Source organism: Nostocoides sp. (genome assembly GCF_035343835.1).
Lineage (GTDB): Bacteria > Actinomycetota > Actinomycetes > Actinomycetales > Dermatophilaceae > Nostocoides_A > Nostocoides_A vanveenii.
Genome location: NZ_DAOQZV010000069.1, coordinates 1 through 13,757 on the forward strand (window position 1 = coordinate 1; position 13,757 = coordinate 13,757).

The window sequence follows — 13,757 nt, forward strand, 5'->3', positions numbered from 1 at the left end:
TGCTCGTCGGTGGTCGGCTGTGCAGAGTCCAGGATGGTCATATCGCTCCCCATGTTCCCGTATGCCGTTCGCCCCTCCCCCGAGACCACGCCGGACGGCCAGGGAATTCCCGAAAAGTCGCGCGTTAGGGTGGACAACCCGGCACGGGGCGCACGCGTCTGGTGGGGCATGACGAGCATTCCGATTGCCGCGACCGCCGGGTCACGGCCAATCATCAGCCACTGGGAGGGCACGCGCGTGGCTGCGCTCGACTTCGATACCTTCTACCGCGAGACCTCGCCGCGCGTGGTGCACCTCGTCTATGCGACGACGGGCAATCTCACGCTCGCCCAGGACTGCGCTCAGGAGGCGTATGCCCGCGCCTGGCAGCGCTGGAGCACGGTCAGCCAGGCAGACGACCCGCTGTCGTGGGTGCGCACCGTCGCGCGCCGGCTCGCCATCAGCCAGTGGCGCAAGGACACCAACCGCACCGAGGCCCAGCGCCGGCTGACCGCCGTTCCGGACCCACCGGCCGTCATCAGCGACGACCGGCGCTTGGTCGTGGATGCTCTGCAAAGACTCTCGCCCCAGCACCGCGAGGTGCTCGCCCTGCACTACCTCCTCGATATGAGCATCGAGGCCATCGCCGAGGATCTCGGCGCGCCCATCGGGACCGTCAAGGCGCGCCTGCATCACGGCCGCGCGGCGTTGGCTACGGCCTTGCGCGAGAAGGAAGCCGGCCATGCCTGACCCGAACGATCACGAGATGTGGACGCCCGAGGACGACGACCTGGTCCGCCGCGCGCTGTTCTCGCTGCGCGAGGATGTCGACCACCTGCCCCTCGCCCCTGTCGAAACGGTCAAGAGCCGCGGGGGCCGGCGCCGCCGAAGCACCTGGATTACGGGTGCCGCTGGGCTGGCTGCCGCTGCAGTTGTCGTCGGCGCGGTGGCGTTGTCCGGCGTGCTGACCGCCAAGCCCGATGTCACCGCGCCGGCTACCCGCAGCCACGTGACGACCACTGCCACAACGACTCGCCCCACGCCGACGTCCGCCGATGACTGGCACGCCACGGCGGACTGGGCAACGCTGCTGGCCAAGCCAGGAATCCTGCCGACCGGGGCCGAATGGGCAGCAACCCTCGGCGTGGACGGCGTGACCGCGGTCGAAGGCATGCTGCCGACCGATCTTCTCTGCCTGATGACTCCCGGCGCCGCGACGGCCGTGTCCTCGCAGGACGTCGTGATCCCGGGCAAGCCGGACACCCTCGGTGTCCAGGTGACGTGGATCTATCCCACCGACAAGCAGGCTCAGGACGCCGCCAACGCCATGCGCGAGAAGGCCGACAACTGCACGACACCCAAACCGGAGGCCATCACCTCGGTCTCCTCCGATCGCTACTCCGAGCATTCGATGCTGTGGCGGTTCAGCGACAGCGACCGTAACTCGGGTTGGCTCACCGTCACCGACCGGGGCCGCCAGATCACCTATGTCGAGTTCTGGGGGCAGAAGGACGGCACGTCGATGCTGACCCTTGATAAGTTCGCCTGGATCACCAACCGGGTCGAAAACCGCCTCGAGCGGTATGGCGAGAGCTCAAGCGCCGGCCCGGTCATCACCGGACCGGATACCCTGACCCCGGCGGCGAGCCTGTTCATCGACCCCACGGACTTCGCCTCGACGGTCTTCACCGGCGGCGCGCAGACCGAGTCCGGCGCTGGGGAGTTCGACGGCTCCTCTGCGGTCGTGCCGTGCGACTCCGACACCAGCGGGCAGGGCGAGTTCGGGCTGTTGAAGGTCAAGCTCGCGGGCAAGGACGCGAGCTATTTCGCGACCGAGCGGCTGCGGGCCTTCACCGACCCGGCCGCAACCGACACGGCCGCAACCGACCTGGGCGCCGCGCTGGCGGCCTGCACCAAGGATGTCGGCGGCAACCCGGTGCACGTGACGGCCGGACCGGCGCAGGGGACCTATGCGATGACGACTGACCTGGGCGCCGGAACGACCTTCACCCAGTTCGTCGCCATTCAGGTGAGCACGGACGGCAGCCACCTCGCCACCCTCGTCGTCAGTCCGCAGAACAAGGTCGATCAGGCCGAGGCCTTCGCCGAGTTGATCCGGCTCCGCGGCCTCGCCGCCGATCGCTGACGCCCTCGGCGGTTATCCACACCTTCGCACGTATGCCGCGCGCCCACCCGGGCGCGCGGCATACGCTCGCGTCGGCGTCACCATCTCGGTGAGGCTCGGCGAGCGGGGGTGACGCGTGCATACGCCGGTCGTGGTTGCCCTCGTCGCGGGGTTGCTCGGGCTCGGCGCCGGCGTCGTCCTCCGGGCGCGACTGGCCGCCGGTCACCACCGCTATCCGGACGACCCACCGGCGCACCGGCACGCGTGGGTCGTCCCGGGCACCGGAATCGCTTGCAGCGCAGTTGCCTACGGATTGGCCGATTGGGCTTGGCCCGTGCTCGTCACCGCAGCCGTGGCAGCAGCGATCGGGGTGCTTCTCGCCGCCATCGACCTCGAGGTCCACCGACTGCCCCGGGTCATCACCTGGCCGTGCTACCCAGTCCTGGCTGTGCTGCTGACGATCTGCTCGTGGGCGGCGCGTGACTGGCCGGCGCTGGGCCGCGCAGCGCTGGGCGGGCTCGCCGCCTGGGCCGTCTACTACCTTCTGCACCGGCTCGCCGGCCGGCGCAGCCTGGGCCGCGGCGATGTCACCCTCGCGGGGCTGATCGGGATGTTGCTCGGGTGGTTCGGCTGGACTCCCCTCGGGCTGGCCAGCTATCTGGCCTTCCTGCTCGCCGGCGTCGTGGCGGGCGCCCTGCTCCTGCTGCGCCGGGTCGGGCGCAAGGACCGGATCGCCTTCGGCCCGGCGATGATCGCCGCCGCGCTGATCGTCCTAGCGCTGCAATAGCCACCCACGACGGCAATGGGCGGCTGGGTGTGCGTCGACGCGCACAACCAGCCGCCCCCGGCGGGTGGTTCCGACGCCGATCAGATCGGCGCGGATTGCTGTGACGCGATCTCGGCCATGATGCCGCGCATCAACTCGGCGGTCTCCGACGGCGTCTTGCCGACCTTGACACCGGCGGCCTCGAGGGCTTCCTTTTTCGCCTGCGCGGTGCCCGAAGAGCCGGAGACGATGGCGCCGGCGTGGCCCATGGTCTTGCCCTCGGGCGCGGTGAAGCCCGCGACATAGCCGACGACCGGCTTGGTGACATTGGCGGCGATGAAGGCGGCCGCCCGCTCCTCGGCGTCGCCGCCGATCTCGCCGATCATCACGATCGCATCGGTCTCGGAGTCCTCCTGGAAGGCCGCGAGGCAGTCGATGTGCGTAGTGCCGATGATTGGGTCACCGCCGATGCCGACCGCGGTCGAGAAGCCGAAGTCGCGCAATTCGAACATCATCTGATAGGTCAAGGTGCCGGACTTGGACACCAGGCCGATGCGTCCCGGACCGGAGATGTCGGCGGGGATGATGCCGGCGTTGGATTTCCCGGGGCTGATCAAGCCGGGGCAGTTCGGGCCGATGATGCGGGTGCCGCGCCCGATGCTGTAGTTGTAGAACTCCGCGGTGTCCTTGACCGCGACGCCCTCGGTGATGACGACCGCCAGCGGTATGCCTGCGTCGATCGCCTCGATGACCGCGGCCTTGGTGAAGGCCGCGGGCACGAAGATCACCGACACATTCGCCCCGGTCGCCGCCATCGCCTCGGCTACGGTGCCGAAGACGGGGACCGTCACATCGCCGGGGAAACCGACCTGCTCCCCCGCCTTGCGCGGGTTGACCCCACCGACGATCTGGGTGCCCGAGGCGAGCATCCGCGTGGTGTGCTTCATGCCCTCCGAGCCGGTCATGCCCTGGACGATGACCTTGGAGAACTCGTCGAGAAAGATTGCCATTGCTTCGTCTGCCGTCCTTTGTCGCTTCGGGGTCAGTGGGCCGTGGCCGCGAGTTCGGCGACGCGGCGAGCCGCACCGTCCATCGTGTCGACACGCTCGAGCTTCGGCAGCGCCGCGTCGTCGAGGATCTGCCGACCTAGCTCGGCGTTGTTGCCGTCCAGGCGCACCACCAGCGGCTTGGGTTCCTTACCGTGACCGGCGAGGATCCCGTATGCCTGCACGATCCCCTCCGCGACCGCGTCGCAGGCCGTGATCCCCCCGAAGACGTTGACGAAGACCGCTTTGACCTGGGCGTCCTCGAAGATGACGTCGAGTCCGTTAGCCATCACGTCGGCGTTGGCTCCACCGCCGATGTCGAGGAAGTTCGCCGGCGCGGGGTGGCCGCCGTCGGGAAGGGTGAACTCCTCGCCGGCATACGCCACGACGTCGAGCGTGGACATCACCAGGCCGGCGCCATTGCCGATGATGCCGACGTCACCGTCGAGCTTGACGTAGTTGAGGCCGCGCTCGATGGCCAAAACTTCCAGCGGGTCGGTCTTGGAGTGATCGACAAACGCCTGGTGATCGGGGTGCCGGAAATCGGAGTTCTCATCGATAGAGACTTTGCCGTCCAGGGCGATGATGTCTCCTGCTGCGGTCTTGACCAGTGGGTTGACCTCCACCAGGGTCGCGTCCTCGTCGCGGTAGACCTCCCACAGGCGCTCGAGCACCGGAGCGACCTTGGCGCCTGTCTCGGCGTCGAAGCCGGCCGCCTCGACGATCTCGGCGGCCTTGGCGGCGTCGATGCCGATATTGGGGTCGACAGCGACCTTGGCGAGGGCCTCCGGGCGCTCGACCGCAAGGGTCTCGATGTCCATGCCGCCCTCGACGCTGCACATGGCGAGGTAGGTGCGGTTGGCCCGGTCGAGCAGGATGGAGAAGTAGTACTCTTCGGCGATCTGGGCGCCCTGGGCGATCATCACCCGCTTGACGGTGTGGCCCTTGATGTCCATCCCGAGGATGTGCTCGGCATACGTTTGCGCCTCGTCGGCGCTCTTGGCGACCTTCACGCCGCCCGCCTTGCCGCGGCCGCCGGTCTTGACCTGGGCCTTGACGACGGTCACCCCGCCGCTCTGGGCGCCGATCGTCTCAGCAGCCGCGCGGGCTTCGGCCGCGGTGGTCGCCACCGCCCCGCCCAGCACGGGCACGCCGTGCTTCTCGAAAAGGTCGCGAGCTTGGTACTCGTATAGATCCACGCGGATTTCCGTCCTTCGTTGCGTCGCTGCTGCGAAGTGGCCAGCCCAGAACCGGGTTGGGGTCGCTCCGAGCCTAGACCGACCCAGGAGGTGCTGCGGGCCAGGCGGACCATTGCCCCGGTCACGTTCGCCGTATGGACGCCCTCGCGCGCCGGCTGGTCGGGAGACGTCAGTTCATCGGCTGTTGTGCCCACGTGGCGCCCAGCTGCCGGCCCCACCAGAACGACCGCTGCCCGTCGACGGGGAGCAAGTAGTACCACCCGGCACCCGGAGCCCCCACCCAACGCCAGCCGTGCTCTGGCAGAGCCGGATTGGTAACTGCGGCCCAAGCCCGGCCGCCGTCGGAGGAGGCGAGCAATGCCCCGGAGCCGGTCGCATTGCTGCCCGCGGTGGCGATCAGGTGCGTCGCATCGGCAGCCGCGAAGGAGACGAGTTCGGCGTCCGCGGGCAAGGTGAGACTCGAGCCCTCCACAGCCGCCCACGTGACACCGTCGTCCGTCGAGCGCTGGATCGTGTAGGCCGTGTTCGCGTCCTTGGTGCCGCCGCGGCACGCGGCGAAGACGGCGCTGCCGTCGGCGGCGCGGAAGACCTGGGTGGGCGGCTTCTCGCAGCCGACGTCCAGGGCGCTCGACTTGCCTTCGGGGGTGATGACCAGCGGGGCGGCGCTGTCGTCGGGCGTCCGCGCCGAGACATAGGCCCGGCCGGCCAACCAGTCGACACTCGCCCCGTCGACCTTGCCCGCCGGCATTTCCACGGCCGTCTCCCCAGCGCCGGATGCCGTCACCGGGGCGACTTGGGCGAGGAGGGGCCCCGCGCACGTGCCGCCGTCACAGACACCCGAGCTCGACACGAGGGCGACATGTGTCCCGTCGGTCGCTACGTCGAGCACCGAGGCGCCCACGTGGGAATAGGCGTGGAAAGTCCGGCCGCCGTCGGTGGTCTGCATCAGACCGTCACCAAAGACCCAGCCGACCTGCTCGTTCGCCATCCGGATCTGCGTGAAGGAGCCCGCGGCACCGACTGCGCCCACGGTCGCGGACGTCTTGGGGTCATCCAGGGTGGCGACCCGCTGCCAGGTGGTGCCTTGGTCCAGTGAGCGGACGACGACGCGGCACGGATGGTCGCTGCACAGGCCGGTGCCTAGGGCATACACGGCCCGCCCACTGGCCTGCGACATCGACAGCAACGCGAAGTTCTGAACCATCGGCAGCGGCCAGATCGCACCGGTGGACGCGCTCGTCGACTGGGTCGGGGGGGTGCTCGCGCTGGTCGTCACGCTGGAGTGGGCCCCGGACGAGCCACTCGTGGGGAGTTCGGCTGCGGATGGGCTCGGCGACGTCGGACTCGGACCGCTGGCCAGGGGCGGCAGGGTGTTGGTGGCGCCGGCGACGACGGTGGAATTGCCCGGCAGCATGTCGCGCAAGCCGTAGCCGGCGAAGCCGGCGACGGTAGCTGCGGCGGCCAGGCCCGCGGCATACGGCAGCCACGAGCGTCGGGCGCGCCGCCCGCGACGGGACTGGCGCACGATGGATTGCCAGCGCTCGTCGTCACCGGGCAGCGGGGTGATCTGGGCGCGTTCTCGGGCGAAGAAGTCGGCGATCGGATCGCGGTCGTCGGTCATCGGGCACCTTCCAAAATGGTGGCCAGCCGTTTGCGGGCATCCCAGAGGTCGCGTTTGATGGCGCCCTCCGACTTGCCCATCTGGGCGGCAACTTGCGCGACCGGCAGATCGGCGAAGTAGTGCAGCATCACCGCGACCCGAAGGCGGTCGGGCAGCTGCTGGACCGCCGAGCGAACCGAGAGGTCGCGGGCTAGATCCGGATCCTGGGCGACCTCGAGTTGGTGAGCGACCTTGCCGTAGGCGATCTGCTCGCGGCCCCGCTTGCGCCAGTGGTCGCGGATGATATTGGCCGCGGCGGTGTAGAGCCAGGGTCGCGGCTCGGCCACCTCGCCCCAGTGGTTCAGCAGGCGGACAAAGGCCTCGGTGGCGACATCGTGGGCCAGATCGCGGTCGCCGACCAGGCGCGCTGCCCAGCCGGCCAGCTGCCCGTAGTAGGCCTGATAGACCTCGCGCACCGCATACTCGTCGGCGTCGACGACGGACCCGATGACCGGCACGGACGCCCCCTTCCAGATGCGTGGCGCGGGGGCGGCGATCGCGGTCATGACCCTTACGACGCCGATGTGTGCCCCCTGGTTGGGTCATTCTTACAAGAGGAGCGAGAGCCATGCGCGCCCGGTCGCGCAGCGCGCTGAATGGCCAGGTCAGCGACTTACCGACGGTAGGTGATGGGCGCCAGTAGTTATCACATTAACCGCGTCCGGGGCCGCGGACGTGCCGTTAAATTTTGTGTAACAAATGCGTCACGGTAGTCTTGATGTCAAGAGAAGAGCCGGTGCTGTGGCTCCCCCCAATCACCGCCACGCACCTCGCTTCGTTCAGGCCCCCCACCCTCGTCCCCCTTTAGGACCCCCTGTGAGCCGCACGACTTCGTCCGCTTCGCTGCGCCCCCACGGCCGCATCCGTCCCCAGATCGCGGTGCCGGCCGTGGCTGCCGCCGCCTTGGTGGTCTCGCTGACCGGGTCCGGTGCCACCGCTGCGCTGCCGGCCGCGGCTCCCGCCGTCGGCTCGTACGACGCGGCCGTGCTGGCCAGCAATCTGACCGCGCGCACGACGGTGTCCGACTCCTCATCGGCCACGCCGGTCGAGGACGCCCGTCAGCTCGCCGACACCCAGTCGCGCGAACAGGGCGAAATCCGCGCCGCCCGCGCCACGGCCGAGCGCAAAGCGGTGGCCGCGCGAATCGCGAAGGCCAAGAAGGCCAAGGCCGCCGCGCACCGCTGGATCAACCCGCTGGCCCACCCCAACCTGACCTCGAACTTCGGCTACCGCTGGGGTCGCCTGCACGCCGGCCTCGACTTCGGCACCCCCGTAGGCACACCGCTGCGGGCGATGTCGACGGGCACCGTCGTCAAGGCGGGCGCCGCCCAGGGCTACGGCCTCAAGGTCGAGATCCGCTACTGGAATGGCGTGGTGTCCTACTACGGGCACATGTCGTCGATCGCGGTCAAGGTCGGCCAGAAGGTCGCCCCCGGAACCATCGTCGGCGCCTCGGGCAACACCGGGCACTCCACTGGCCCGCACCTGCATCTGGAGATCCACCCGGGCGGGGGCGCCGCGATCGACCCGAAGCCCTGGCTCCAGGCCCACAAGATCACCATCTGAGCTCAGCCTCAGCCGGCCTGGCCCACGCCCGTTGCGGCAGGGTCTACAACTTCACCAGCGGGGCGTAACGCAGCAGCAGCCGCTTGAGGCCGGCGTCCCCACCGAAATCGACGTGCGCCTGGGTTTTTTCTCCCTGCCCGTCGATGCGCACCACGGTGCCCAGCCCGAAGCTGTCGTGCGAGACCCGGTCGCCCGCCTTGAGCGCCAACACCGGCTTGGTGCCGGGTGAGCGCACGCCCGGGCGCGCCGCGAGGCGCGCCAGCGAGGGCGATTCGAAGGATCGCCGGGGCTCGACCTCCAGCCGCTCCCAGTCGATCAGGTCGTGGGGGATCTCGTCGAGGAAGCGCGAGGCGGGATGGTACTGCGGTGCACCCCACGCGCGCCGGACGGACGCGCGGGTGACGTGGAGGCGTTCGCGGGCGCGGGTGATGCCGACATACGCCAGGCGGCGCTCCTCCTCCATCTCCTTCTCGTCGTTCATCGAGCGCACGTGCGGGAACGTGCCGTCCTCGAGACCGGTGAGGAAGACGACCGGGAACTCCAGCCCCTTGGCCGTATGCAGTGTCATCAGCGTCACGACGCCGCCGCCGTCCTCGGTGTCCGGGATCTCGTCCGCGTCGGCGACCAGCGACACCTGCTCGAGGAAGTCGTCGAGCGCGATCACCTCACCCGTCTCGATCCGGACTTCGTCGAACTCCGTTGCGACGGAAAGCAACTCGCGTAAGTTCTCCAGGCGCGTCTCGTCTTGGGGGTCGCGGCTGGCGCGCAACTCCGCGACATACCCGCTCTGGTCGAGCACGGCCTCGAGGAGCGGGGCGACGCCGATCCCCTCGTCACGGACCAGCCGCAGCCGCTCGAGCATCCCGGTGAACCCGTCAATCGCGGCGACCGAGCGGGTGGCGATGCCGGGGGCATCCGTCGCCCGGCCGAGGGCGGCGATGAAGGGGATCCGCTCACGTTCGGCCAGCGCGGCCACGCACGCCTCCGCCCGGTCACCGATCCCCCGCTTGGGGACATTGAGAATCCGTCGCAGGTTGATCGTGTCCGCCGGGTTGGCCAGGACACGCAGATAGGCGAGCGCGTCCTTGATCTCACGTCGCTCGTAGAACCGGGTGCCGCCGACGACCTTGTAGGGCAAACCGACGCGGATGAAGACCTCTTCGAGGGCCCGTGACTGCGCATTGGTGCGATAGAAGACCGCGACATCCTTCGGCTGCACCCCGGACTCGTCGCCGAGCGTGTCGATGCGCCGCGCGACGAAGGCCGCCTCGTCGTGCTCGGAGTCCCCGACATAGCCGACGATCGCCGAGCCGTCGCCGGCCTCGGACCACAGGGTCTTCTCGCGCCGACCCTGATTGCGCCGGATGACGGCGTTCGCGGCCCGCAGGATGGTCTGCGTCGAGCGGTAGTTCTGTTCCAGCAGAACGACTTTAGCGTGCGGATAGTCCTCCTCGAACTCCTCGATATTGCGGATCGTCGCGCCGCGGAAGGCATAGATCGACTGGTCCGCGTCACCGACGACAACGAGTTCGCCGGGTGGCACGACAGGGGCATCCGGGTCGTCGCGCCGGGTTGCTCCTTCGCCGCCGACGAGCTCGCGGATCAGGACATATTGCGCGTGATTGGTGTCCTGGTACTCGTCCACCAAGATGTGCCGGAAGCGCCGCCGGTAGTGCTCGGCCACATCGGGGAAGGTCTGCAGGATGTTGACCGTCGTCATGATCAGGTCGTCGAAGTCGAGGGCGTTGGCCTGCCGCAGTCGCCGCTGATAGGTCCGGTAGGCCTCGGCGAGCAGGCGCTCCTGCTCGGTGCCCGTGTTCTCTTCGCCGACCCGCGCGGCATAGGTGTCCTCGTCGATGAGGTCGTTCTTGAGGTTGCTGACCTGGTGGGAGAAGGAGCGCGGGTTGAAGCGCTTGGGGTCGAGGTCCATGTCGCGCAGGACCAGGGCCATCAGGCGGTGGCTGTCGGCCGCATCGTAGATCGAGAAGCTCGACTTCAGGCCGACCTTGGTCGCCTCGTGGCGCAGGATCCGCACGCACGCCGAGTGGAAGGTCATCACCCACATGGCCTTGGCGCGCGGCCCGACCAGGCTCGCCACACGCTCGCGCATCTCGGCGGCGGCCTTGTTGGTGAAGGTGATGGCGAGGATCTGCCCGGGCTGGACGCCCCGGTGACCAAGGAGGTAGGCGATGCGATGCGCGAGCACGCGGGTCTTGCCCGAGCCGGCGCCGGCGACGATCAACAACGGCGGCCCGTCGTGGACGACGGCCTCGCGTTGTTGAGGGTTCAGGCCCGCGAGCAGGCTCTCGACGTCCACCCGCCCGTATGCCGGCGCCTGCCCCCGCCCCGGAGCCTCACCTGCCACCTCGCGACCGGCCACCCCGCGGTGGGCGCGCGCAGGGCCCTCGGCCGTCATCGCCCACGCGGGGATGCCGGCCTCCGTAACATCGGCCGACCACTCGGGCAGCTCGTCGAAAAGGGTGCTCATCTCGGTCACCAACCCTACGTCCGACCACCGACAGGGTGGTCACGGTGGGCGCTCGCCGCCGCTCCCCAACGCCGTCCGTGGCGGTCCGCGGCCTCGCTCTGCCGCTCTGCCGGTCTGGGAGACCGAGCTGGTCGGCAACTAACGCCGAGCGTGCCGGTCCTCGACCTCGGGCGGCCCCACATGCTGATCGAGCCAGCCGGTGAAGATGCGCAGCGCCTCCCATTCCCCTCGGACATGCGCGACCGCGGCGGGCGTGAACATCCAGTCGGGTGCGCCGAAGCCACGGCGCACCGTGATGCTCTTGTGCCGTAACAGGCCCAGCCGCGGATGATCGGCCGGTATGCCGCGCGGCCGGCTCTTGAGGAGCTCACCCCCGGCCTCGAAACCCTGGGCTTCCAAGGTGGCAAGGATGCTCTCCAACTCGGGACCGGCCAGATCGCTGTCCACCGCGCCGCGGAATCGGGCCAGTTGGTCGGGAGCAAAGTGATAGCCGCCGGCCCCGACCAGGAGCCCGTCCGCGTCGAGGTGCACGTAGTAGTACGACTTGGCCTCGGTCGCGCAGTAGGCGCCCTGGTGGGTCTTGTAGGGCGCCTTGTCCGCAGCGAACCGGACGTCGCGATTGGGCCGGAAGACGTGCGCCGGACCGAAGTCGGGTTCGAGAGCCGCGACGAGCGCGGCGATGGGCGCACGCACGGCCGCGTCATACGTCGACTTGTGCGCCAGCCACCACTCGCGCGTGTTGTCGCGTTCCAACTCCTCGTAGAAGCTCAGCGCCTCGGCCCCGAACCCGGTGAACTGACTCACGCCCCCCAGCCTAGGCGGACTGCCCGGCGGCCGAACGCCCTTCACGACTACCGTGGCAACGGTGGACCTGCGCGCACCGACGACCGACCTGCACCGCTCCTATCTCGACGCCGTGGACGAGTTCGGCGATGCCCATCGGGACGGCGACGGCGATTGGGAGTGGGTCGACACGGACGGCACCGTCCGCACGTTCACGCGGGCCGAACTCGAGACGGCGGAGGGATTCGCCCGCTTCGTCGCTCACCAGAACGACCTCGGCCGGCGCCAGCGGCCCGGGTATGTGCCATGCACCTTCCTATGGCTGGTCGAGGCGGGCGGGTACGTCGGCTCCCTGGCGATCCGGCATGACCTCAACGACTTCCTGCTTCGTGAAGGTGGCCACATCGGCTACAGCGTGCGGCCCAGCGCCCGCCGCCAGGGCCATGCGACCGAGGCCCTTCGGCAGGCGCTCGATAGGTGCGCGGATCTCGGGCTGGACCGGGTGCTGGTCACCTGTGATGACGACAATCTCGGCTCCGCGAGCGTCATCGAGGCCAATGGGGGCCAGCTGGAGAGCACCGTGACCGCGGACGACGGTCGGCGGGTGCGGCGCTACTGGATCGAATCGAGTGCCCGATGATCGGCTCCGGCCCCACGATTCGAGCCGCGACGGCCGCCGATGTCCCGGCCATCCTGGGGCTGGTGCGCGCACTCGCGGTGTACGAGCGCGAGCCCGATGCTGTCGACGCCACCGAGGCCGACTTCGCGACCGCACTCTTCCCGGGTGCGGGCGCGCCGACGGCATACGCCCATGTCGCGGAGGTGGACGGTGCGGTGGTCGGCATGGCCGTGTGGTTCTTGACCTTCTCCACGTGGACCGGCAAACCCGGCATCCACCTCGAGGATCTCTATGTCGACCGGGCGCACCGCGGCAGCGGACTGGGCAAGGCACTCCTCCTCGAACTCGCCCGCGTCTGCACCGAGCGCGGCTACCGCCGTCTGGAATGGTGGGTGTTGCGGTGGAACACGCCCGCCATCGAGTTCTACGACGCTCTCGGCGCCCGCCCGATGGATGAGTGGATCGACTACCGCGCCGACGGCGAGACCCTGACCCGACTTGGAGGAGCACGATGACTAAGGCCCTGATCGTCACCGCGAACGGCGGAAGCGACGTGCTGCAGGTGCGCGACGTCGACGTCCCACCGCCGGGGCCAGGACAGGCCCAGATCAAGGTCGCCGCGACAGGCGTGAACTTCATCGATGTCTATCAGCGCCAGGGCGTCTACCCCATCCCCACGCCGTTCACGCTCGGGATGGAGGGAGCCGGCGAGGTCGTCGCGGTCGGTGACGGGGTCGACCTGCGTCCGGGCGATCGCGTCGCCTGGGCGATGTCGCTCGGCAGTGCGGCCGGGCTGAGCAACCAGCCCGCCCCGCAACTCGTGCCGGTGCCGGACGGAGTGCCGCTGACGACCGCCGCGGCCGCGATGCTGCAGGGCATGACCGCGCACTACCTCGTCAACTCGACCTATGCCGTGCAACCCGGCGACATCGCGCTCGTCCACGCCGCCGCCGGGGGCGTCGGCCAGTTGCTCGTGCAGTTGATCACCGCCAAGGGTGGCCGGGTGATCGCGACCGCCGGGTCCGCCGAGAAGCTGGCGATCGCCGAAGGTCTCGGCGCCGATGTGCTGATCAACTACCGGGACACCGACGATCTGGCCGACGCCGTTCGCGCGGCCACCGGTGGCCGCGGCGTCGACGTGGCGTACGACGGCGTGGGCAAGGACACCTTCGACGCCTCGCTCGCCTCCCTGCGGCCGCGCGGGATGCTCGTGCTCTTCGGTGGCGCGAGCGGGCAAGTGCCGCCCTTCGATCTGCAGCGGCTCAATGCCGGCGGCTCGCTCTTCGTGACCCGGCCGACCCTGGCGCACTATGTCCTTGACCGGGAGGAGTTGCTCTGGCGGGGCGGGGAGATCCTCGGCGCGCTCGCCGACGGCTCGTTGCACCTGGAGATCGGGGGTGAGTGGCCGCTCGCAGAGGCGGCCACGGCATACGACACGCTGGAGTCCCGCGCGAGCACCGGCAAACTCCTGCTTCTCCCGTGACCGGCCCCCGATACCTAAACTCTGCTAGCAGACGTTAGGTGAC

At 69.4% G+C, this 13,757-nt stretch carries 13 protein-coding genes; 7 read left to right on the forward strand and 6 right to left on the reverse strand.

The genetic code is table 11. The features are described 5' to 3' along the window. The first annotated feature begins 168 nt into the window (after positions 1 to 168). The 3 genes from PKH97_RS06900 to PKH97_RS06910 all read left to right on the forward strand — a co-directional run bounded on the left by PKH97_RS06900 (position 169) and on the right by PKH97_RS06910 (position 2,891). Positions 169 to 729 carry a SigE family RNA polymerase sigma factor gene (locus PKH97_RS06900; RefSeq protein ID WP_324386671.1) on the forward strand — a complete coding sequence of 187 codons (561 nt, stop codon included), beginning with the start codon at positions 169 to 171 and terminating at the stop codon, positions 727 to 729. Further along, positions 722 to 2,125, forward strand: coding sequence for a hypothetical protein (locus tag PKH97_RS06905; protein ID WP_324386672.1), 1,404 nt, complete (start codon positions 722 to 724; stop codon positions 2,123 to 2,125). Before PKH97_RS06900 ends, PKH97_RS06905 begins: the two co-directional genes overlap by 8 nt. Positions 2,126 to 2,255: 130 nt before the next feature. Beyond that, entirely contained in the window at positions 2,256 to 2,891 is a 636-nt protein-coding gene (locus PKH97_RS06910; protein ID WP_324386673.1) for an A24 family peptidase, read from the forward strand. 80 nt (positions 2,892 to 2,971) lie between these two features. Here PKH97_RS06910 and sucD read toward each other — a convergent pair whose 3' ends face one another. The 4 genes from sucD to PKH97_RS06930 all read right to left on the reverse strand — a co-directional run bounded on the left by sucD (position 2,972) and on the right by PKH97_RS06930 (position 7,281). Next, positions 2,972 to 3,880: a succinate--CoA ligase subunit alpha gene (gene sucD / locus PKH97_RS06915; RefSeq protein WP_324386674.1), complete on the reverse strand. Its 909-nt coding sequence runs from the start codon at positions 3,878 to 3,880 to the stop codon at positions 2,972 to 2,974. 32 nt (positions 3,881 to 3,912) lie between these two features. After that, the gene (gene sucC, locus PKH97_RS06920; RefSeq protein WP_324386675.1) at positions 3,913 to 5,115 is read right to left on the reverse strand and encodes an ADP-forming succinate--CoA ligase subunit beta; all 1,203 of its coding nucleotides are present in this window, start codon (positions 5,113 to 5,115) and stop codon (positions 3,913 to 3,915) included. Between the two features lie 169 nt (positions 5,116 to 5,284). After that, a complete protein-coding gene (locus PKH97_RS06925; protein ID WP_324386676.1) occupies positions 5,285 to 6,736 on the reverse strand; it encodes a hypothetical protein in 1,452 nt (483 codons plus the stop codon). Next, positions 6,733 to 7,281, reverse strand: a complete 549-nt coding sequence (locus PKH97_RS06930; RefSeq protein WP_324386677.1) for an RNA polymerase sigma factor — start codon at positions 7,279 to 7,281, stop codon at positions 6,733 to 6,735. Before PKH97_RS06930 ends, PKH97_RS06925 begins: the two co-directional genes overlap by 4 nt. Before the next feature lie 310 nt (positions 7,282 to 7,591). Here PKH97_RS06930 and PKH97_RS06935 point away from each other — a divergent pair, with 310 nt between their 5' ends. Further along, a complete protein-coding gene (locus tag PKH97_RS06935) occupies positions 7,592 to 8,341 on the forward strand; it encodes a M23 family metallopeptidase (RefSeq protein WP_324386678.1) in 750 nt (249 codons plus the stop codon). A 43-nt stretch (positions 8,342 to 8,384) separates the two neighbouring features. Here the strand turns inward: PKH97_RS06935 and pcrA are convergent, their stop codons facing one another. After that, entirely contained in the window at positions 8,385 to 10,829 is a 2,445-nt protein-coding gene (pcrA, locus tag PKH97_RS06940) for a DNA helicase PcrA (RefSeq protein ID WP_324386679.1), read from the reverse strand. 138 nt (positions 10,830 to 10,967) lie between these two features. Next, the gene (locus tag PKH97_RS06945; protein WP_324386680.1) at positions 10,968 to 11,633 is read right to left on the reverse strand and encodes a DUF2461 domain-containing protein; all 666 of its coding nucleotides are present in this window, start codon (positions 11,631 to 11,633) and stop codon (positions 10,968 to 10,970) included. Positions 11,634 to 11,694: 61 nt separating this feature from the next. Between PKH97_RS06945 and PKH97_RS06950 the strand changes: the two genes are divergently transcribed. Genes PKH97_RS06950 through PKH97_RS06960 form a run of 3 tightly spaced genes read left to right on the forward strand, consistent with a single transcriptional unit; the run spans position 11,695 to position 13,714 of the window. Beyond that, positions 11,695 to 12,252 (forward strand): GNAT family N-acetyltransferase, encoded by a 558-nt coding sequence (locus tag PKH97_RS06950; RefSeq protein WP_324386681.1) that lies wholly within the window; start codon positions 11,695 to 11,697, stop codon positions 12,250 to 12,252. Continuing rightward, complete coding sequence (locus PKH97_RS06955; protein ID WP_324386682.1) at positions 12,249 to 12,746, forward strand: GNAT family N-acetyltransferase; 498 nt, start codon at positions 12,249 to 12,251, stop codon at positions 12,744 to 12,746. Before PKH97_RS06950 ends, PKH97_RS06955 begins: the two co-directional genes overlap by 4 nt. Then, positions 12,743 to 13,714 (forward strand): quinone oxidoreductase, encoded by a 972-nt coding sequence (locus PKH97_RS06960; protein ID WP_324386683.1) that lies wholly within the window; start codon positions 12,743 to 12,745, stop codon positions 13,712 to 13,714. Before PKH97_RS06955 ends, PKH97_RS06960 begins: the two co-directional genes overlap by 4 nt. Positions 13,715 to 13,757: the final 43 nt, after the last annotated feature.

Excerpts from the sequence above, each read along its gene's own strand:
- PKH97_RS06900 (WP_324386671.1), top strand. The coding sequence starts at position 169 with ATGACGAGCATTCCGATTGCCGCGACCGCCGGGTCACGGCCAATCATC.
- PKH97_RS06905 (WP_324386672.1), top strand. The coding sequence starts at position 722 with ATGCCTGACCCGAACGATCACGAGATGTGGACGCCCGAGGACGACGAC.
- sucD (WP_324386674.1), bottom strand. The coding sequence starts at position 3,880 with ATGGCAATCTTTCTCGACGAGTTCTCCAAGGTCATCGTCCAGGGCATG.
- PKH97_RS06925 (WP_324386676.1), bottom strand. The coding sequence starts at position 6,736 with ATGACCGACGACCGCGATCCGATCGCCGACTTCTTCGCCCGAGAACGC.
- PKH97_RS06930 (WP_324386677.1), bottom strand. The coding sequence starts at position 7,281 with ATGACCGCGATCGCCGCCCCCGCGCCACGCATCTGGAAGGGGGCGTCC.
- pcrA (WP_324386679.1), bottom strand. The coding sequence starts at position 10,829 with ATGAGCACCCTTTTCGACGAGCTGCCCGAGTGGTCGGCCGATGTTACG.
- PKH97_RS06955 (WP_324386682.1), top strand. The coding sequence starts at position 12,249 with ATGATCGGCTCCGGCCCCACGATTCGAGCCGCGACGGCCGCCGATGTC.
- PKH97_RS06960 (WP_324386683.1), top strand. The coding sequence starts at position 12,743 with ATGACTAAGGCCCTGATCGTCACCGCGAACGGCGGAAGCGACGTGCTG.